17 protein-coding genes are annotated in these 17,398 nt (G+C 65.4%); 9 read left to right on the top strand and 8 right to left on the bottom strand.

Annotation, left to right across the window (positions count from 1 at the left end):
• Positions 1-2 precede the first annotated feature (2 nt).
• The 5 genes from AC2IR1_RS14355 to AC2IR1_RS14335 form a co-directional block, all read right to left on the bottom strand.
• Entirely contained in the window at positions 3-1,187 is a 1,185-nt protein-coding gene (locus AC2IR1_RS14355) for a vWA domain-containing protein (protein WP_486472652.1), read from the bottom strand.
• Between the two features lie 33 nt (positions 1,188-1,220).
• Positions 1,221-1,388, bottom strand: coding sequence for a hypothetical protein (locus AC2IR1_RS14350; RefSeq protein WP_486472651.1), 168 nt, complete (start codon positions 1,386-1,388; stop codon positions 1,221-1,223).
• Between the two features lie 48 nt (positions 1,389-1,436).
• Positions 1,437-2,870 carry a DUF2927 domain-containing protein gene (locus tag AC2IR1_RS14345; RefSeq protein ID WP_486472650.1) on the bottom strand — a complete coding sequence of 478 codons (1,434 nt, stop codon included), beginning with the start codon at positions 2,868-2,870 and terminating at the stop codon, positions 1,437-1,439.
• On the bottom strand, positions 2,867-3,313 hold the full coding sequence (locus AC2IR1_RS14340; RefSeq protein ID WP_486472649.1) for a GNAT family N-acetyltransferase: 447 nt from the start codon (positions 3,311-3,313) through the stop codon (positions 2,867-2,869). Before AC2IR1_RS14340 ends, AC2IR1_RS14345 begins: the two co-directional genes overlap by 4 nt.
• Before the next feature lie 144 nt (positions 3,314-3,457).
• On the bottom strand, positions 3,458-4,306 hold the full coding sequence (locus tag AC2IR1_RS14335; protein ID WP_486472648.1) for an AAA family ATPase: 849 nt from the start codon (positions 4,304-4,306) through the stop codon (positions 3,458-3,460).
• 455 nt (positions 4,307-4,761) lie between these two features.
• Here AC2IR1_RS14335 and dksA point away from each other — a divergent pair, with 455 nt between their 5' ends.
• Complete coding sequence (gene dksA, locus AC2IR1_RS14330; RefSeq protein WP_486472647.1) at positions 4,762-5,184, top strand: RNA polymerase-binding protein DksA; 423 nt, start codon at positions 4,762-4,764, stop codon at positions 5,182-5,184.
• A 326-nt stretch (positions 5,185-5,510) separates the two neighbouring features.
• Complete coding sequence (locus tag AC2IR1_RS14325; RefSeq protein WP_486472646.1) at positions 5,511-6,752, top strand: FAD-dependent monooxygenase; 1,242 nt, start codon at positions 5,511-5,513, stop codon at positions 6,750-6,752.
• On the opposite strand, the gene xth is transcribed toward AC2IR1_RS14325, so the two are convergent.
• Positions 6,729-7,538, bottom strand: coding sequence for an exodeoxyribonuclease III (gene xth, locus AC2IR1_RS14320; protein WP_486472645.1), 810 nt, complete (start codon positions 7,536-7,538; stop codon positions 6,729-6,731). The two genes, AC2IR1_RS14325 and xth, sit on opposite strands and share 24 nt — an antisense overlap.
• Positions 7,539-7,973: 435 nt before the next feature.
• On the opposite strand from xth, the gene AC2IR1_RS14315 reads away from it, so the two are divergent.
• The 3 genes from AC2IR1_RS14315 to AC2IR1_RS14305 all read left to right on the top strand — a co-directional run bounded on the left by AC2IR1_RS14315 (position 7,974) and on the right by AC2IR1_RS14305 (position 10,863).
• Complete coding sequence (locus AC2IR1_RS14315) at positions 7,974-8,642, top strand: hypothetical protein (RefSeq protein ID WP_486472644.1); 669 nt, start codon at positions 7,974-7,976, stop codon at positions 8,640-8,642.
• A gap of 131 nt (positions 8,643-8,773) precedes the next feature.
• On the top strand, positions 8,774-9,889 hold the full coding sequence (locus AC2IR1_RS14310) for a DUF6902 family protein (protein ID WP_486472643.1): 1,116 nt from the start codon (positions 8,774-8,776) through the stop codon (positions 9,887-9,889).
• Positions 9,886-10,863: a DMT family transporter gene (locus AC2IR1_RS14305; protein WP_486472642.1), complete on the top strand. Its 978-nt coding sequence runs from the start codon at positions 9,886-9,888 to the stop codon at positions 10,861-10,863. Before AC2IR1_RS14310 ends, AC2IR1_RS14305 begins: the two co-directional genes overlap by 4 nt.
• 93 nt (positions 10,864-10,956) lie before the next feature.
• Here AC2IR1_RS14305 and AC2IR1_RS14300 read toward each other — a convergent pair whose 3' ends face one another.
• On the bottom strand, positions 10,957-11,274 hold the full coding sequence (locus AC2IR1_RS14300) for a HesB/IscA family protein (RefSeq protein WP_486472641.1): 318 nt from the start codon (positions 11,272-11,274) through the stop codon (positions 10,957-10,959).
• 130 nt (positions 11,275-11,404) lie between these two features.
• Between AC2IR1_RS14300 and AC2IR1_RS14295 the strand changes: the two genes are divergently transcribed.
• The gene (locus AC2IR1_RS14295; RefSeq protein ID WP_486472640.1) at positions 11,405-12,625 is read left to right on the top strand and encodes a deoxyguanosinetriphosphate triphosphohydrolase; all 1,221 of its coding nucleotides are present in this window, start codon (positions 11,405-11,407) and stop codon (positions 12,623-12,625) included.
• 19 nt (positions 12,626-12,644) lie between these two features.
• Here AC2IR1_RS14295 and AC2IR1_RS14290 read toward each other — a convergent pair whose 3' ends face one another.
• On the bottom strand, positions 12,645-13,436 hold the full coding sequence (locus AC2IR1_RS14290) for a hypothetical protein (protein WP_486472639.1): 792 nt from the start codon (positions 13,434-13,436) through the stop codon (positions 12,645-12,647).
• Between the two features lie 153 nt (positions 13,437-13,589).
• Between AC2IR1_RS14290 and argS the strand changes: the two genes are divergently transcribed.
• The 3 genes from argS (at position 13,590) to nagZ (ending at position 17,395) form a co-directional block, all read left to right on the top strand.
• The gene (gene argS, locus AC2IR1_RS14285) at positions 13,590-15,335 is read left to right on the top strand and encodes an arginine--tRNA ligase (protein WP_486472638.1); all 1,746 of its coding nucleotides are present in this window, start codon (positions 13,590-13,592) and stop codon (positions 15,333-15,335) included.
• 81 nt (positions 15,336-15,416) lie between these two features.
• Positions 15,417-16,400 (top strand): SPOR domain-containing protein, encoded by a 984-nt coding sequence (locus tag AC2IR1_RS14280; protein WP_486472637.1) that lies wholly within the window; start codon positions 15,417-15,419, stop codon positions 16,398-16,400.
• Positions 16,400-17,395 (top strand): beta-N-acetylhexosaminidase, encoded by a 996-nt coding sequence (gene nagZ / locus AC2IR1_RS14275; RefSeq protein ID WP_486472636.1) that lies wholly within the window; start codon positions 16,400-16,402, stop codon positions 17,393-17,395. Before AC2IR1_RS14280 ends, nagZ begins: the two co-directional genes overlap by 1 nt.
• The last annotated feature ends 3 nt before the right edge of the window (positions 17,396-17,398 follow it).

Raw genomic sequence — 17,398 nt, 5'->3', positions numbered from 1 at the left:
CGTCAGCGCAGGAGGTCGCGCATGCCCTGGTCCAGGCCCTGAAGGGTCATGGGCACCATGCGATCTTCGAAGATCTCCCGGATCATGCCGATGGAATGGGTGTAGTCCCAGTACTTGGGTGGCACCGGGTTGATCCAGATGTGGTCGGGCCAGTGTTCGCGCGCGCGCTGCAGCCAAGTCTGGCCGGCCTCGGCGTTCCAGTGTTCGTTGGCGCCACCGGGGTAGGCGATTTCGTAGGGCGACATGGAGGCGTCGCCGACGAAGATGCACTTGTAGTCGGCGCCATAGGTGCGCAGCACCTCCCATGTCGGGATCTGTTCGGTCCAGCGGCGGGCATTGTTGCGCCAGAGGCCTTCGTAGAGGCAGTTGTGGAAGTAGTAATGTTCGAGGTGCTTGAACTCTGCCCGGGCGGCGGAGAAGAGCTCTTCCACCACCTTGATGTGATCGTCCATGGAGCCGCCCACGTCGAGGAACAGCAGCACCTTCACCGCGTTGCGCCGTTCGGGGCGGGTCTGCACGTCGAGGTAGCCGTGTTCGGCGGTGGCGCGGATGGTGCCGTCGAGGTCGAGCTCTTCATGCGCGCCGTCGCGGGCCCATTTGCGCAGGCGTTTCAGCGCGACCTTGATGTTGCGGGTGCCCAGTTCCTGGGTGTCGTCGAAATCGCGGAACTCCCGCTTGTCCCAGACCTTGACCGCGCGGCGGTGGCGGCTTTCCTTCTGGCCGATGCGCACGCCTTCGGGGTTGTAGCCGTCGGCGCCGAAGGGCGAAGTGCCGCCCGTGCCGATCCACTTGTTGCCGCCCTGGTGGCGCTCCTTTTGTTCCTCCAGCCGCTGCTTGAGGGTTTCCATCAGCTTGTCGAAGCCGCCAAGCGCCTCGATCTGGGCCTTTTCCTCTTCGCTCAGATGCTTTTCGGCCATGGAACGCAGCCAGTCGCCGGGGATTTCCACCGCTTCGATGACCTGTTCGAAGCTGATCTCCTCCAACCCTGAGAAAGCTGCGGCGAAGGCACGGTCGAAGCGGTCGATGTTGCGTTCGTCCTTCACCATGGCGGCGCGGGCGAGGTAGTAGAACCCTTCCGGGTCGTAGGTGACGAGCCCGGCCTTCAGCGCTTCCAGGAAGGTGAGGTATTCGCGCAGCGACACGGGGACCGCGTGCTGACGCAGCGCTTCGAAGAAGGGAATGAACATGGCCGCCTCCCGGTCGTCAGGGGCGGGGTCGCGTCAGACCAGTGCGCGATGCACGAAGAGCGTCAGGAAGAGCCCCGCCAGTCCGAAGAGGATGGCATGTACGGCCGCATATTGGAACATGTCCTTGGTGTTGCCGCCACGTCTGCGGGCGCGCAACGCGCCGAAGATGGCGCCGATCACCAAACCTGCAAGTGCGAACATGCCACTCCCCCTGCTGTTCACCTGGTGCCGTGCGGGTGCGGGCAGGGCTCAGCTGCGGGCGGTGAGCCCTGCGAGCGCGTCGATTTCCTGCAGGCGGGCGCGCACGGCCCAATCCGGACCGAAGCCGTAGCGTGCCCAGCCAAGGGAGTCCAGCCGGACGGAGCGGGCCTGGTCCTTGTGGCCGGTCATTTCCAGCGCCTCGGCGCGCAGCATTTCGATGTTGGCGAGAAGGACCGCGTTCTGGTGCAGCTTGGCGACGGTATCCCGGCCCTGAAGCAGGCGCAGGGCCTTTGCCCCGTCCCCGAGGGAAAGCGCATGGGCCGCAAGTTGCACGGCGGTGTGGGCGGCGTGGATGCGGGTTTCGGGGCGGCTGGAGTAGATGGCATGCGCCTGTTCCAGGTAGGTTTCGGCCTGGGCGGGGTCGCGCACCTGAAGCAGGCGGCCGAGGATGTAGTAGGCGAAGGCGAGGCGCTGATCGGTCCAGCCGCTGGACTGTGCGATCGCCAGGGCCTGATGTGCGCCGCGAATGCGGGTGGAGGCCGATCCGCCCGGGGCCAGGGCCAGGGAGACGGCACGCACCCAGGTCTGGGGCGTTTCGGGCAGCGGATGCGCGGGGGCGCTGGCGCCACCCGGGTTGAGCCGGGCGAGGATGCCGGGCAGCCGCGCCGCGACCTCTTGCCGGGTCATGCCGGAATGAAGCTCCGGCGCGTAGGTGATCCGCAGCATCATCATGTCGAAGCCGGTCAGCACGGTCTGGATGTTGTCATCGTTGAAGGTGCTGTAGGGCAGCCGATAGAGATCGTTGAGCGGGCCGAGGGACTGGGCCAGTTCCTCGTGCAGGCAATCGCGCAGTTCCTGGGGCGCCGCGTCGGAGGGCACGAAGATCGCGAGGCGGTCGCGCTGCCTGAGCTGGGCCCAGTCGGTGCGGCCCTGGCGCCGGGCGCCGCGGTATTCCGACAAGCGGGAAATGCCGGGCACGACGAAGCAGGCGGCCTCTGGCAGCTGGTTGCGGATCTGGGCGCCGCTGACGGCATTGATCGTCAGGTTGCCGGTCTTGCCGGTGGGCAGGCGGGCGATGTCGATCCCGGCCTCGCGCCGGATGCGGCCGATGACCTGATCAAGATCGCGGGCCAGCCCCGGGGGGACATTGCCGGTGAGGCCGATGCGGATCGGGCCTTCGAACCGGGTGAAGACAGGCAGGGGCCGGCCGGATTCAAGGTTGAAGCTGAGGTCGATGAAATCGCGCGCCAGGTCGGAGTTGGCGATGCGCGGCATCGGCATAGGCGAGGCGGCCGGGAAGACCTTCATCGGGGGCAGGGCCGGGAAGGTCTGGGCCGCGCGGGTCGGCGTTGCCGCCGCGTCCGGTGTCGGCGCCATGCAGCCCGAGGTGGATGCGACCATCGGAATGACCAGACAGGCCAGGCCGAGGCTGCGCAAGCGGGGCAGGGCGGGCGACAGGGAGGCGAGGGAACGTCTGATCATGCTTTCTCCATCTCGTAGATGATGAAATCGGTCTTGGTGGCCATCCGGTCATAGAGCTTCTGCGCGGTGGCATTGCCCTGCTGGGTCATCCAGTAGACGCCGGCGCTTCCGGCTGCCTGCGCGCGTTCGCGCACCGCCTCGATCAGGGCGCGGCCGACGCCGCTGCCCCGGGCCTCGGGCGTGGCGAAGAGATCCTGCAGGTAGCAGATATCCGCATCGTACCAGTTGTGGACATGGAAGAGGTAGTGCACCAGGCCCACCGGCATCCCGCTCCGCCAGGCGAGCAGGGCGAACTGTGGGCGTGCGGGATCCAGCAGCCGCGAAAAGGTCAGGTCGTAGATCCCCTGCGGCAGGGTGGTCTGGTAGAATGTCAGGTAGCCCTGCCAGAGGTTCTCCCAGGCCTCGCGGTCCTGGGGCTCAAGCGGGCGGATCTCGATCGTCATGGCCGTTCCGGAAGTCACTTGTACACAAGACCTACGGCATGACGGGCGAAGGGCAAAGAAAATTGCGCAATTGCGCGACACGGCCGGATCACGCCTGCGGGAACGACGCTTTGGCAGGCGGGCACTAACGCTAAGGGAGAGCGCCTAGCGCCTTTGACCCCTCGCCATGAAGGCCAGGCGTTCGAAGAGGTGCACATCCTGCTCATTCTTAAGCAAGGCACCGTGCAGCTTCGGCAGGGCATTGGCGCCCTCGCGCCGCAGGTCCTCTGCGGTCAGATCCTCTGCCAGCAGCAGCTTCAGCCAGTCCAGAACCTCGGAGGTCGAAGGCTTCTTCTTGAGGCCCTGCATCTCCCTCAGTTCAAAGAACTGGGTCAGTGCGGTCGTGAGGAGATCGGCCTTGATGCCCGGGTGGTGGACCTCGACGATCTTGCGCATCGTGTCCATGTCCGGGAACCGGATGTAGTGGAAGAAACAACGCCGCAGGAATGCGTCCGGCAGTTCCTTTTCGTTGTTCGAGGTAATGATGACGATGGGCCGGTTGACGGCCCGGATCGTTTCGCCCGTCTCGTAGACGTGGAACTCCATCTTGTCGAGTTCCTGCAGCAGGTCGTTGGGAAACTCGATATCGGCCTTGTCGATCTCGTCGATGAGCAGGACGACACGTTCCTCCGCCTCGAAGGCCTGCCAGAGCTTGCCGCGGCGAATGTAATTGGCCACGTCATGAACGCGTTCCTCGCCCAGCTGGCTGTCGCGCAGGCGGGAGACGGCATCGTATTCGTAAAGCCCCTGCTGGGCGCGGGTGGTCGATTTGATGTTCCATTCGATCATCGGGGCGCCGATGCTCTGGGCGACCTGCCTGGCCAGTTCGGTCTTGCCGGTGCCGGGTTCGCCCTTCACCAGCAGGGGCCGCTGCAGCACGATGGCGGCGTTGACCGCAACCGTCAGATCCTCGGTCGCGACGTAGTCGTCGGTGCTTTCGAAGCGTGTCGTCATCTGCCCTCTCCCTCTGGTCTCCCTCCGGAGGTAAAAGTCCGGCCCGGGCTTGGCAAGCATGCTGGCATGTGACGCGGGGGCGGGACGGGCTTCGTTAACCGGCCGATACACGACGTTAAGCAATCTATTTGAGCAAATTTGTCGGAAGTTGCGGGGATTACCCTTTCGCATTTTAGCGGTGCAGGAGGGGCGGGCGCCTTTGCGGGCCGGAGGGGGCAGATCACCGATGTGTGAGCTAAGTCCCTGCGGCAGCGTAGCTTTCCCTCTGCCGTCGGGCGTGCCGTCTGCCGGGATTGTGCCTGTGCCACAAGGGCTTCAACAGGCTTTCCATACGGCCGCGCGCTCGGATTGTGTAGTGACAAGAGGGGTCCAACCCGTTAAGGCCCTCCGAAGGGGACCCTGCCGCCTGATGAGGCATCTCTCAGCCAGGCGACGGACTAGCTCGGGAGCCGCTGATGAAAGCAGAATCTTTCCTTGAAGACGACTATCGTCCTGCAGAGGACGAGCCGTTCATGAATGAACGGCAGACGGAGTATTTTCGCCGCAAACTCTTGTCGTGGAAGGAGGATCTCCTTGCCGACAGCCGCGATACAATCGAAGGCATGAAAGACAGTACCCGCAATATTCCTGATATTGCGGACCGTGCCAGCGAAGAGACCGATCGGGCTCTTGAACTGCGCACCAGGGACCGCCAGCGCAAGCTGGTCGCCAAGATCGATGCAGCCCTGCGCCGTATCGACGAAGGCGAATATGGTTATTGCGAAGTGACCGGTGAGCCGATCAGCCTGAAACGGCTGGATGCCCGCCCGATCGCGACGATGAGCCTGGAAGCCCAGGAACGTCACGAGCGCCGCGAGAAGGTGCATCGCGACGACTGATGCTCCGGTCGTGGCAGGGCGGTCCGGCAGCGGGCAAGCCGGACACGGCCAGATGCGGGGGCGGGGGCAGTCTTTCGGGGCGATCCCGTCTTGCCGGAGCGGAGCTGCACCCCGCTCCGGCGCAACACCATCGCGATGAGAAATGGACGACGCCGGGGCCTGCCCCGGCGTTGTTCGTTTCGGGCATTGCCGCTTGCATCACCCCTGCGGAAGGCGCCATATCGCCCCGCCCGGCGCGGCGACACGGCGATTCCGCCCGCCTTCCGGGTCATCGGAATACCCGCGCGCAGGCCAGGGCCCCGCGCGGCAGGAACAGGAGAGAGCCCTTGTCCCCCGACGGGTCCCTAGAAGGGCGCAGGATAGCCATCATCGGAGCCGGTATTGGCGGGCTCGCCGCGGCGCGTGCGCTGGCGCTGCGCGGGGCGGAGGTGACGGTGCTGGAACAGGCGGAGTGCATCCGCGAGGTCGGCGCCGGCCTTCAGATCAGCCCCAACGGGTCGGCCGTGCTGCGCGGTCTTGGGCTCAGGCCCGAACAGATCGGCATGGCGAGCGAAGCCGTGCACCTGCTGGATGCGGGCGGACGCACGGCTGTCCGGATGGACCTGGCCCAGAGCGGCGGGGGCAACGGCTACTACCTGTGTCATCGGGCCGATCTGATCGGCGCCCTGGCCCATGGTGCGCGGGAAGCCGGTGTGCGGCTGCGCATGCTGCAGCGGGTCGAGGACGTGACGACGGGGGCGGAGCCCGAAGTCCGGATCGCCAACCGGGCCCGGATGCGCCCGGCGGTTGTCGTGGGCGCGGATGGGCTGCATTCAAGGTTGCGGGCCGCCATCCTGGGGGACGCAAAGCCAAGGTTCACGGGTCAGGTTTGCTGGCGCGCGGTCGTGCCCGCTGCCCCCGGCGATCCGGCGGGCGCGGAGGCACGGGTCTACATGGGGCCGGGGCGGCACCTGGTGACCTACCCCCTGCGGGGCGGTCGCCTGCGCAACATCGTGGCCGTGGAGGAACGGCGCGAATGGGCGCCGGACAGCTGGAGCCATGAGGACGATCCGGAAAACCTGCGCCGTGCCTTTGCCCGTTTCTGCCCCGAAGTGCGCGAGCTGCTGGCCAGGGTCGAAAAGGTCAATCTGTGGGGGCTGCATCGCCATGCGGTTGCGCCGTCCTGGCATCAGGGCAGCACTGCCTTGCTGGGCGATGCCGCGCATCCGACGCTGCCCTTCCTGGCGCAGGGGGCCAACATGGCACTGGAAGATGCCTGGGTGCTGGCGGATTGCCTTATGGATCCCGAACAGCCTTCGGTGGCCACCGCGCTGGCCCGGTACCAGGCGCTGCGGCGGCCCCGTGCCAGCCGGGCGATCCGGACGGCCAACCGCAATGCCTGGAAATACCACCTGCGGTTCCCGCCGCTGCGGATGGCCGCGCATGCGGCGCTGCGGATCGGCGGCAGCCTTGCGCCCACATCCATCGTGCATCAGTTCGACTGGCTCTACGAGCACGACGTGACCGGCGGCAGGACCCTGGCGCCGGCGCTCGACTGGTCGCCGTCAGAGGGCGATCTCTGCCCATAGGGGCACGTGGTCGGAGGGCTTCTGCCGCCCGCGGATCGCCGCGTCGATGCCGCAGTCGCTGACGAGGTCGGCACACTGTGGGGTCATCAGCATGTGGTCGATGCGGATGCCGTCATTCTTGTTCCAGGCGCCAGCCTGGTAATCCCAGAATGTGTAGTGCCCCGGGGCGGCATGGCGGGTGCGGAAAATCTCGGTGTAGCCGAGGTTCAGGATGCGCCGCCAGGCCGCGCGGCTTTCGGGCCGGTAGAGCGCATCACCCTCCCATTTCTTGGGATTTGCCGCATCCTCCGCCTGGGGAATGATGTTGTAATCGCCCAGCATCACCGCGGGCTCTTCGGTCTTCAGGAGCTCTTCGGCGCGCCGTTGCAGGCGTTCCATCCAGGCCAGCTTGTAGGCGTATTTGCCGCCTTCGATCGGGCGCCCCGCCTCGTCAAGCTCCACCGGGTTGCCGTTGGGCAGATAGAGGCCGCAGATCCGCAGCGCCGTCTTCTCTCCCACGACAGTCGCCTCGATCCAGCGGGCCTGTTCATCCGTGTCATCACCCGGAAGCCCGCGGGAGACGTCCTCCAGCGGCAGTTTGGACAGGATGGCGACCCCGTTGAAGCTTTTCTGGCCATGGGTTTCGACCTGGTAGCCGCGTTCCTCGAAAAGCTCTCGGGGGAAGGCCTCATCGATCGACTTGATCTCCTGCAGGACGGCGACGTCCGGTTGCGCCTCGTCCAGCCAGTCGGTCAGCGCAGCCGCCCGCGCCTTGATGCCGTTGATGTTGAAAGTGGCCAATTTCATCGGCGGAACCCTTTTTGCTTTCTTTTGTGACGCTATAGCGCAACTGTTGCCCCCGTGTGCGTCCGGTATTTCACCTTTGTCGGGAATTCGCGCCCACGTAGCATGTCCCGGGTCTTTTCCGTCTTCGAGACCCTGCTGTCCAGCCGCTGCGTTGGTTGCGCGCGATTCACGCGATTCGTGGTTCCCGCGGCGAAGGTGCTGCGACGAATCTCCTTCATGTTCCCGAGATGTTCCGTCGTTTGAGGGCAGGCGAAAACGCCTGTCAAAATTTCAGCAACGTTAAGTTGTTTGATTGGATGCAATTATTTGCCGCAAGAAGTTATTGTGAATAACTTTCGGTTGACACGTATTCGGTGAAAAATCTGTTTCGAACGCCCGATTGTCGTGCAAGCCTGATCTCACTCGTCCTTTCTTTTCAACGACTTGGAGATCAAGATGTCTGCCATCCGTAAATCGGTGAAAGCCGAAGCCGTTCGTGTGTCCGCTGCAGAAAGCATGCTGAATGGCGAACTGACCGAGATGTTCACCTCCAGCGCTGCGCCTCGCGCAGAAGCTGATCTGCTGGGTGGTTCGGCCCTGGAAATGTTCACCTCCTCCGCCGCTCCCGTGTCCTTCGATGCCGCCTCCGGTGACGCAGTCGAAATGTTCACCTCCTCCGCCGCTCCGGTGACCTCGGAAGCCGCCTCCGGTGACGCAGTCGAGATGTTCACCTCTTCCGCCGCTCCGGTGACCTCGGAAGCCGCCTCCGGTGACGCAGTCGAGATGTTCACCTCCGCCGCCGCTCCGGTGACCTCGGAAGCCGCCTCCGGTGACGCAGTCGAGATGTTCACCTCCTCCGCCGCCCCGGTGACCTCGGAAGCCGCGTCCGGTGACGCTGTCGAAATGTTCACCTCTTCCGCCGCCCCGGTGACCTCGGAAGCTGCTTCCGGTGACGCAGTCGAGATGTTCACCTCTTCCGCCGCCCCGGTGACCTCGGAAGCCGCCTCCGGCGACGCAGTCGAAATGTTCACCTCCTCCGCTGCTCCGGTGACCTCGGAAGCCGCCTCCGGCGACGCGACCGAGATGTTCACTTCCTCCGCCGCGCCGGTTCGCGCGGCCAAGTAAGCCGCTCCAAGAGCCGAGCAAACTTGCCCGGACCGGGCAGGGGAGCGCCAGAAAGGACGTTTCCGTCTGATCGCAGCGCAACCCAGGCCGATGGCCCAGAGCCGCCGGCGATCAGACGGAAAGGATCACCCATGTCCAATATTGTCCAACTGACCTTCCCCGCCCGGAGCCAGGGCCGGGCCGCGCGACGCGCGGCCCTGCTCGACCGCTTCGCCAGCGAACGTCGTTCTGTCGATGACGTCTTCTGGCTGAAGGAAAATGCAGAAGTCCTGAACATCCTCGAATGCACGGGGCAGACCCTCGCATCGGGCGCGCTGCCCGACGCCGCGCTTGCCCCCTTCGAGGAGGTCTATGCCACGATCGAAAAGCGCATGGGCTTCTTTCCGCAGTACTACCGTTTCTATCTTTCGATCTGCCTCGACCTCGAAGCGCTCGGCATGCCCGGGAGCAAGGCAGAGGCGCTGGTGCACTGGGCACAGGCCCAGGGGCTGGCGGGGGCGGAACTGTCCGACCTGCAACGGGCCGAGGCGCGTCGCCTGATGCTGCGCCGGGGAATCGACCCCAGTGACAGCCGCGAAAGCTCCGATCAGTTGACCGATCGTTTAATGTCCTTCGCCTCCAGAACGGGCACTTTCATGTTGCCGAACAAGAAAGCTGCCTATGAACTAACCCATATCCTGTTCTACCTGAGCGAGTATGGAAGAAATGCCGTGCAATTGCCCCATTCCGTTGGGGAAAGCCTTAACTTCGCGGGAACGCTGGCATACCTTGACCTCAATGCGGACCTCCTGGCGGAAATCTGCGTCGCCATGCGCCATGCAGGTCTGACCCCGCCCAGGGCCTGGGAAACCTGGTTGAGCCGCGAGACAGACGGGTTCACCGTCGACGCGTGGGAGGGATCCATGGGGCATGACGACTATCACGAGTACCTCGTGACGAACTGGGCCCGTGCCGCTGCCGGCGACGATCCGTTCCTTGCCCCCATCCCCGAAGGCTCCGTCCGTTTCTATGCGCCGCGTCGTCCTGCGGGTCCGCTGCGCCGCATGTCGCGCTGCCTTCTGGAGCTGGACGAGGCCCGCAGCAGCGACTGGCAGCGGATGGAGGATCCGATCCTTTCCTCCCTGGCGGACGAGACGGAGGTTGCCCATCTCGACGCGGCCCGTGACGCCTGCACCGATTTCGAAGCCTTCTTCGCCGGGTTCTCCCGTGCGGCGGTCGCGGCGCCCCTGACGAGGGCCATCGCTTGACACTTCCGACGACGAAGAAGCAACAGGCCCTCAAGGCGACCCTGATCGGGGTCGCGCTGGTGCTGTTCTACACCGCCTGCATTTCCTCGGCCGATGCGATCACGAAATTCCTGTCGGGCGGCTATGCGGCGCCCCAGCTCTACGTGATTTCCGGCGTGCTGGTTGCTGTCTTCTGCTTGGGGGCCGAAGCGGTCAAATCCGATGGCCGCGCGGTGATCGACGCGGTGCGCACGTCGCGGCCGCTGGACATGGCGGTGCGCTCCGTCGCGACGGTCATTGCCTCTGTCTGCTACTTCTATGCGTTCAAGCTGCTGGATTTCGCAGAGGTCTTCATCTTCATCGGCCTGATGCCGATCTTTGCGGGGCTCCTGTCCGGCCCGCTTCTGAACGAGAAGGTCTCGCTCGCGGTGTGGTTCGCCCTGGCGGCCGGGTTCGTCGGTATCGTCTGCCTGTTCCCCGATGGGGTGCATGCGATCGCGACAGGCCACGTCGTGGCGATCGGCGCGACGGCATCCGGGACGCTGTCCATGGTCATGGCGCGGCGCATCGGGAAATTCGAAAGCAATTCCCTGGCGCAGGTCTTCTGGCCCAATGCGACCCTGGCGGTGACGATGGCCCTGGCGCTGCCCTTCGTCTACAAGCCCATGCCCCTGCATGATATCTACTGGGTCGGCGCCTATGCGGGAACGCTGTTCATCGCCCGTTGGGTGCTGGTCGTGTCGCTGCGGCTGCTGGCGGCCTATGTCGTCACGCCGCTGCTGAACCTGCAGTTCGTCTGGATGGTCATCCTGGGCGCCGTGGTCTTTGGCGAGCATACCAGCAGCAATATCTACTTGGGTTCTGCCATCGTGATCGGATCCGGCCTTTACCTGATCTACGATCAGCTGGCCCGTGGCATGGTCGTGCGCGCCGGCGGGTACAAGACCCTTGCCGCCGTGGATGGTGCAGACAAGCCGGCGGCCCCGGCCGAGTAAGGCCGCGTCGTCGCCATTTCAAGGCAGCCTCTGAATGAAAAGGGCCGGAAGCAGTGCTTCCGGCCCTCTTGCGTTCGGGATCTTCGGGGGGCGTCAGATCGAAAACGACGTGCCGCAACCGCAGCTGGAGGTGGCATTGGGGTTCTCGATCACGAAGCGGGCGCCGATGAGCTCTTCGGTGAAGTCGATGACCGCGCCGGCGAGGAAGGGAAGAGAGGTCGGGTCGACCACGACCCGCTGGCCTTTGCCTTCGAGGACAAGGTCATCATCGGCCACGTCGTCAAGCTTGATGTCATACTGGAAACCGGAGCAGCCGCCGCCTTCGACGGCGACACGCAGGGCCTGGCCATCGGCACCGATCTCGGCCAGGCGGTCGAAGGCGCGATCCGTGACTTTCGGGGGCAGGTTCATGGATTTCTCCTGGAATTTTGGCGCGGCAAACCATTGCAGTCGCCGGGAATTTGCCAGACATTTTGCATGTCTTTCCCCGCCAATATAAGGAGAAGGACAAAGGGCGACAAGAAGCCGAAGGAACCATGCCATGCGCGCGCGTTTTGCCTCCGACCCCGAGCAGTCCCGGGGGCGCCTCTACCCGGAAGAAGAAAGCGCCTTCCGCTCCTGCTTCCAGCGGGATCGTGACCGGATCATCCATGCCTCCGCCTTTCGGCGTCTGAAGCACAAGACCCAGGTCTTCATTGAACACGAGGGCGACTACTTCCGTACCCGGCTGACCCATTCGATCGAGGTGGGGCAGGTGGCGCGGACGATCTGCGGTGCGCTTGGCCTGAACCAGGAGCTGACGGAGGCGGTGGCGCTGGCCCATGACCTGGGCCATACGCCCTTCGGTCACACCGGGGAGGACGCCATGCATGAGCTGATGGCGCCCTTCGGCGGGTTCGACCACAACGCCCAGGCGATCCGCATCGTCACCAACCTGGAACGGACCTATGCCGAATGGGACGGGCTGAACCTGACCTGGGAAACGCTGGAAGGGATCGCCAAGCACAATGGCCCGGTGGAGGGTCCCGTGCCCGCAGCGCTGGCGGCCTACAATGCGCGGCATGACCTGGAACTGCATACCCACGCCAGTGCAGAGGCGCAGGTGGCGGCGCTGTCCGACGACATCGCCTACAACAACCACGACCTGCACGACGGTCTTCGGGCCGAGCTCTTCTCCACCGACGAGCTGTCGGAGTTGCCGATCCTGCACGACTGTTTCGCCGAGGTGGATCGCAAGTATCCCGGGCTGAACTACTACCGCCGCCGGCACGAGGCGCTGCGGCGGTTCTTCGGCGTGCTGGTGGGCGACGTGATCGACGTGAGCCGCGCCAACCTGGCGGAGCTGGATGCCGCCAGCGTGGAGGAGGTCCGCGCCGCGGGGCGCCCGATGGTGCAGTTTTCCGGCGGGGTCTGGACCGACCTGAAGGTCATCCGGGAATTCCTCTTCCACCGCATGTACCGCGCCCCCGAGGTGGTGGAGATGCGCAAGAAGGTCACCCGGATCATCATGGAGCTGTTCCCCATCTTCATGCAGCATCCCGACTACCTGCCGAAGCAGTGGCGAAAGGATGTGGAGGAGATCGAGGGCGACGAGCAGAAGCTGGCGCGGATCGTTTGCGACTACATCTCCGGCATGACGGACCGCTTCGCCATAGTGGAGCACGCGCGGATCACCGGCGTGGATCCGGAGCCCGGGCTGCGTGCCTCTGGTCCCGGCCATATCCGCTATGCCGATCGGGTGGCGGAACACGAGAACGAGTGACGGGGCTGGCAGGCCGGGCCTAGGAGGGCAGGTCGACGACGCTGCCGTTGCTGCGCTGGCATTTCCCTGCGGCCCTGAGGTCGCTTCCGTGCCGCTGGCGGTTGGTTTCAAGGATCCCCCGCGCCTCTGCCATCCGGACAATGTCGATCCGGGTGTAGAAGCTGAAGGCGCGCGGATCGTCGTTTTCGGCCTGGGTGTAGATATGGAGCTGCTCGGCCTCTTCGAGGAGAGGCAGGACATCTTGAGCCAGCTCTACCTCTCCGGTGTCCATGTCCCTGATGACGATGGTGCTGCCGCGATTGGTTTCGATCACCAGCGCGAAGGGGAAGCTTCCGGCGAAGGTTTCGAACCGCTGATCGGGGAGGCCGGGGAGGGAAGCCATGGAGGCCCCGTCCGGGATGGGCAGGACAAGGCGAAGCACAGGCTCTCCGTCCTGCCAAGCGTACCAGATCGACAGCGGACGGTTCGTGACCGGCACGCCCCCGGCGGTCACGGTGTCGACGTCGCGGTAGGTGCGCATCTCTGCAAGCATGTAGTCGGAGCCGGTGAATTCCCCGGGCGCGACAAGGGCGACAGGATGGACCCCGGTGGAGATCGCCCAGGGGCCCAGAGATCCTTCGAAGGCGCAGGGTGGGATAGGCTGCGCCGTGGCGGGGGCGGCCAGAGGCGTTGAAAGCAGGAGGAGGGCGAGGCGGGCGGCGCGGAGATGCGGCATGTAGATCCTGTCGAGGCGGAGGGGTGTCGCCGGGTCAGCCTGTGCGCGGGGGCGCGAGGGGGCAACCGGCGGTGCGGCCAGGGGCGGGGTTTTCATGGCTTTGGTCGGCGGATGCCTCTCAGGGTGGCACGCAGGGAGGCATGCAGGGCCGGGGGGGGGGCGGGCGCCGGATCGACGCCGTGACGTGCTCTTTGATTGACCTCTGGCGCGGCAGTGATAAACCCGCGCGGAACCCATCAGGAAAGATCCATGAACCTCTTTACCGATATCCGTGCTCTCGTTCTCGACACTCTCGACACCCTGGTGGCCGAGGGGCGCCTGCCCGAAGGCCTGACCTTCGACAACGTCGCCGTCGAGCCGCCGCGCGATGCGGCGCATGGGGACATGGCGACCAACGCCGCCATGGTGCTGGCCAAGCCCGCAAAGATGAAGCCGCGCGACATTGCCGAAGCGCTGGCGCCGAAGCTGATGGAAGATCCGCGCATCACCTCCGCCGAGGTCGCGGGCCCGGGCTTCCTGAACCTGCGGCTGGCAGGCGACGCCTGGGGCGGGATCGTCCACGCCGTGCTGGCGCAGGGTACCGTCTACGGCAAGTCCGACATGGGCGCGGACAAGAAGATCAACGTCGAGTATGTCTCGGCCAACCCGACGGGGCCGCTGCACGTGGGCCACACCCGGGGGGCGGTCTTCGGCGATGCACTGGCAAGCCTGCTGGACTACGCGGGCTACGACGTGACCCGCGAATACTACATCAACGACGGGGGCGCTCAGGTCGACGTCCTGGCGCGGTCCGTCTACCTGCGCTACCTCGAATGCTTCGGCCATGAGGTAACCTTCGAAAACGGCACCTACCCCGGGGATTACCTGATCGAGGTGGGCGAGAAGCTGAAGGCGAAGGTGGGCGATGCCTATGTCGATCAGCCCGAAGATGTCTGGCTGGAAGAGGTGCGGGAGTTCGCCACCGACGAGATGCTGGCGCTGATCCGTCAGGATCTGAAACTGCTCAACGTCGAGATGGATGTATTCTTCTCCGAGAAGTCGCTTTACGGGACCGGCAAGATCGAGAAGGCCATCGAACGCCTGAAGGCGCAGGGCCTGATCTATCGCGGCGTGCTGGAGCCGCCGAAGGGCAAGACGCCCGAGGATTGGGAGCCGCGCGAGCAGACGCTGTTCAAGTCCACCGAGCATGGTGACGACGTTGACCGGCCGATCATGAAATCGGACGGCGCCTGGACCTATTTCGCCCCCGACATCGCCTATCACTACGACAAGGTCGAACGCGGTTTCGATCAGCTGATCGACGTCTTCGGCGCCGATCACGGCGGCTACGTGAAGCGAATGAAGGCGGCGGTTTCGGCCCTGTCCAATGCCTCCGTTCCGCTGGACATCAAGCTGTGCCAGCTGGTGAAGCTGTTCAAGAATGGTGAACCTTTCAAGATGTCCAAGCGGGCGGGTACCTTCATCACGCTTCGCGACGTGGTCGAACAGGTCGGCCCCGACGTGACCCGTTTCGTCATGCTGACCCGGAAGAACGACGCGCCGCTGGACTTCGATTTCGACAAGGTGTTGGAGCAGTCGAAGGACAACCCCGTCTTCTACGTGCAATACGCTCATGCCCGTGTCTGTTCGGCTCTGCGGCGCGCGAGCGAGGCGGGCATCGCCTGTGATGACGCCACGCTGAACGCGGCAGACCTGTCCGGGATGACCCACGAGTCCGAACTGGCGGTTGCGCGGAAGCTTGCCGAATGGCCTCGCCTGGTGGAGATCGCGGCCCGCACGCATGAGCCGCATCGCGTGGCCTTCTACCTGTACGAACTGGCGTCTGATCTGCACGCGCTCTACAACCGCGGCAACGAGGAAACCCAATTGCGTTTCGTCCAGGAGGATGCACCGGCGGTTTCCCAGTCGAAACTGGCACTTGCCCGGGCCGTGGCCGTTGTCATTTCCGCAGGTCTTGGTATCTTGGGCGTGACCCCGGCAGAAGAGATGCGCTAACGCACCGCCGCCGGAAGACGACAGGCACGACCCCAGAACCAGTGGCAGGACCGGGCAGATAAGCCCGGCGGGCAGAGGCATATGGCAGATTTTCCGGCGGACGGGCGCTATGCGTCCTATGACCATCAGCAGTCAGAGGCGGCCCAGGGGCCGTCTTTCGGCAGCCTGGTCACATGGGTGGGCGCCGCCCTTTCGATTGCGCTGGTGGCGGGCGTCGGCGTCTGGGGCTACCGCATGGTGATGCGGGATGTGTCCGGCGTGCCGATCGTGCGCGCCATGACGGGGGAGGCCCGCCGCGTGCCGGAGAGTGCCGGTGGCCAGCAAACCGCATTCCAGGGCCTTTCGGTCAATCACGTTGCCGCATCGCAGGGCGCCGAAGATCCGGCGCGCGAGGTCCGCCTTGCACCTGCGCCCATGGGGCTTGGCGATGCCGCCTCTGCCGAGGAGCGGGCCGAGGTGCAGCGCGCCCGAGAGGCGCAGCAACCGGAACCTTCGGCCAGCGCCGGGCAGGACAGCGACAGTGACCTGGCTGCGGCCGAGGCATTCGATACCACCGATCCGCAGAGCATCGAGGACCTGGCTTCGGCCCTGGCGGCGGGCACCGACCCGCTGGCGGAAACCGGGCCGAAGGTCGTTGCGGCCCCCGAAAGCACCGAGGCCCGCAAGGGGCCGGCGGATCCATCCGGGCTGCATGTTTCCGTCCGGCCGAAGCAGCGTCCGGAAGGGCTTCTGGCGAACCTCGTCGCCCGGTCTGTCGCGGCGCCGGTCGCCGCCGCGCCGGTCGACGTGGAAGTCGCCCCGGAAGAGGTGCCCGCAGGGACCCGTCTGGCCCAGCTTGGTGCCTTCGCCTCGCGGGAGATCGCGTTGCAGGAATGGAGCCGTTTCGTGAACCGGTTCGAAATCTACATGGATGGCAAGCGCCGGGTGATCCAGCGTGCCGAAAGCGGCGGGCGGATCTTCTACCGGCTGCGCGTCATGGGCTTTGACGATCTGTCCGACAGCCGCCGCTTCTGCGCGGCCCTGGTGGCCGAAGGCGCGGACTGCATCCCGGTGTCGGCGAAGTAATGGCCTTCGGTGCCATCATCCTGGATCCGGAAGGTCCCCGGCTGATGCCGGAGGAGGCGGCGCTGTTCCGGCAGGCCGATCCCTTCGGCTTCATCCTGTTCGGACGCCATATCGAGGATGCCGAACAGGTGCGCGCGCTCTGCTCCGACCTGCGCGAGGCCGTGGGCCGCGAGGCACCGATCCTTCTCGACCAGGAAGGCGGCCGGGTGCAGCGTCTGCGGGCGCCCCTGGCGACCGAGTGGGAAGCACCGCTGGAGTTCGCCATGGCGGCCGGTGAGCTGGCGGAGGAGGCGATGCGCCTGCGCTATGCCATCACCGCGGCGGAAATGCGCGCCCTGGGCATCGACGTGAACTGTGCCCCGCTGATCGACGTCGCCGGAGAGGACACCCATGCCTTCCTGCGCAACCGTTGCTACGGGTCGGATCCAGCGACGGTCGCCCGCCTGGGCCGCGCCGTTGCCAACGGGCTCACCCTGGGTGGGGTGCTGCCGGTGATGAAGCATATCCCGGGGCATGGGCGGGCGATGGCGGACAGCCACCATGAACTGCCGGTTGTCACTGCGGCGGCCGAGCTGTTGGAAGAGAGCGACTTCGCGCCCTTCATGGTGCTCAACGATCTGCCGATGGCGATGACCTCTCACGTGGTCTACGAGGCGCTGGATCCGGAGCTGCCGGCGACGCTGTCGCCCTCGGTCATCCAGGCGATCCGGAACCGCATCGGGTTCGACGGGCTGCTGATGACGGACGACATGGGCATGAAGGCCCTGAGCGGTACGCCCGAAGCCCTGGCGCTGCAGGCGCTGGATGCGGGGTGCGACGTGGTGCTGCAATGCAATTCCTCCCTGGATGTCCGGACACGGGTGGCAGAGGCCGCCGGGCGGATGACCCCGGACGCCCAGGCGCGGGCCGAGCGGGCTCTGGCGCAGCGGCCTGCCGCTGCCGCGCTTGACATTGACGCCCTGAAGGACAAGCTGTCCGCTCTCTTGAACGGGTAAGTC

The sequence above is a fragment of the Pseudooceanicola sp. NS-SX8 genome, assembly GCF_057380755.1.
This window is presented reverse-complemented; position numbering and strand designations above follow the sequence as displayed.

Bases quoted from the DNA above. Each gene is read 5' to 3' on its own strand.
- AC2IR1_RS14310 (WP_486472643.1), top strand. From the start codon at position 8,774: ATGTCCAATATTGTCCAACTGACCTTCCCCGCCCGGAGCCAGGGCCGG.
- AC2IR1_RS14350 (WP_486472651.1), bottom strand. From the start codon at position 1,388: ATGTTCGCACTTGCAGGTTTGGTGATCGGCGCCATCTTCGGCGCGTTG.
- AC2IR1_RS14315 (WP_486472644.1), top strand. From the start codon at position 7,974: ATGTCTGCCATCCGTAAATCGGTGAAAGCCGAAGCCGTTCGTGTGTCC.
- AC2IR1_RS14335 (WP_486472648.1), bottom strand. From the start codon at position 4,306: ATGACGACACGCTTCGAAAGCACCGACGACTACGTCGCGACCGAGGAT.
- AC2IR1_RS14345 (WP_486472650.1), bottom strand. From the start codon at position 2,870: ATGATCAGACGTTCCCTCGCCTCCCTGTCGCCCGCCCTGCCCCGCTTG.
- AC2IR1_RS14280 (WP_486472637.1), top strand. From the start codon at position 15,417: ATGGCAGATTTTCCGGCGGACGGGCGCTATGCGTCCTATGACCATCAG.
- argS (WP_486472638.1), top strand. From the start codon at position 13,590: ATGAACCTCTTTACCGATATCCGTGCTCTCGTTCTCGACACTCTCGAC.
- AC2IR1_RS14295 (WP_486472640.1), top strand. From the start codon at position 11,405: ATGCGCGCGCGTTTTGCCTCCGACCCCGAGCAGTCCCGGGGGCGCCTC.
- xth (WP_486472645.1), bottom strand. From the start codon at position 7,538: ATGAAATTGGCCACTTTCAACATCAACGGCATCAAGGCGCGGGCGGCT.
- AC2IR1_RS14355 (WP_486472652.1), bottom strand. From the start codon at position 1,187: ATGTTCATTCCCTTCTTCGAAGCGCTGCGTCAGCACGCGGTCCCCGTG.
- AC2IR1_RS14290 (WP_486472639.1), bottom strand. From the start codon at position 13,436: ATGAAAACCCCGCCCCTGGCCGCACCGCCGGTTGCCCCCTCGCGCCCC.
- nagZ (WP_486472636.1), top strand. From the start codon at position 16,400: ATGGCCTTCGGTGCCATCATCCTGGATCCGGAAGGTCCCCGGCTGATG.
- dksA (WP_486472647.1), top strand. From the start codon at position 4,762: ATGAAAGCAGAATCTTTCCTTGAAGACGACTATCGTCCTGCAGAGGAC.
- AC2IR1_RS14340 (WP_486472649.1), bottom strand. From the start codon at position 3,313: ATGACGATCGAGATCCGCCCGCTTGAGCCCCAGGACCGCGAGGCCTGG.
- AC2IR1_RS14300 (WP_486472641.1), bottom strand. From the start codon at position 11,274: ATGAACCTGCCCCCGAAAGTCACGGATCGCGCCTTCGACCGCCTGGCC.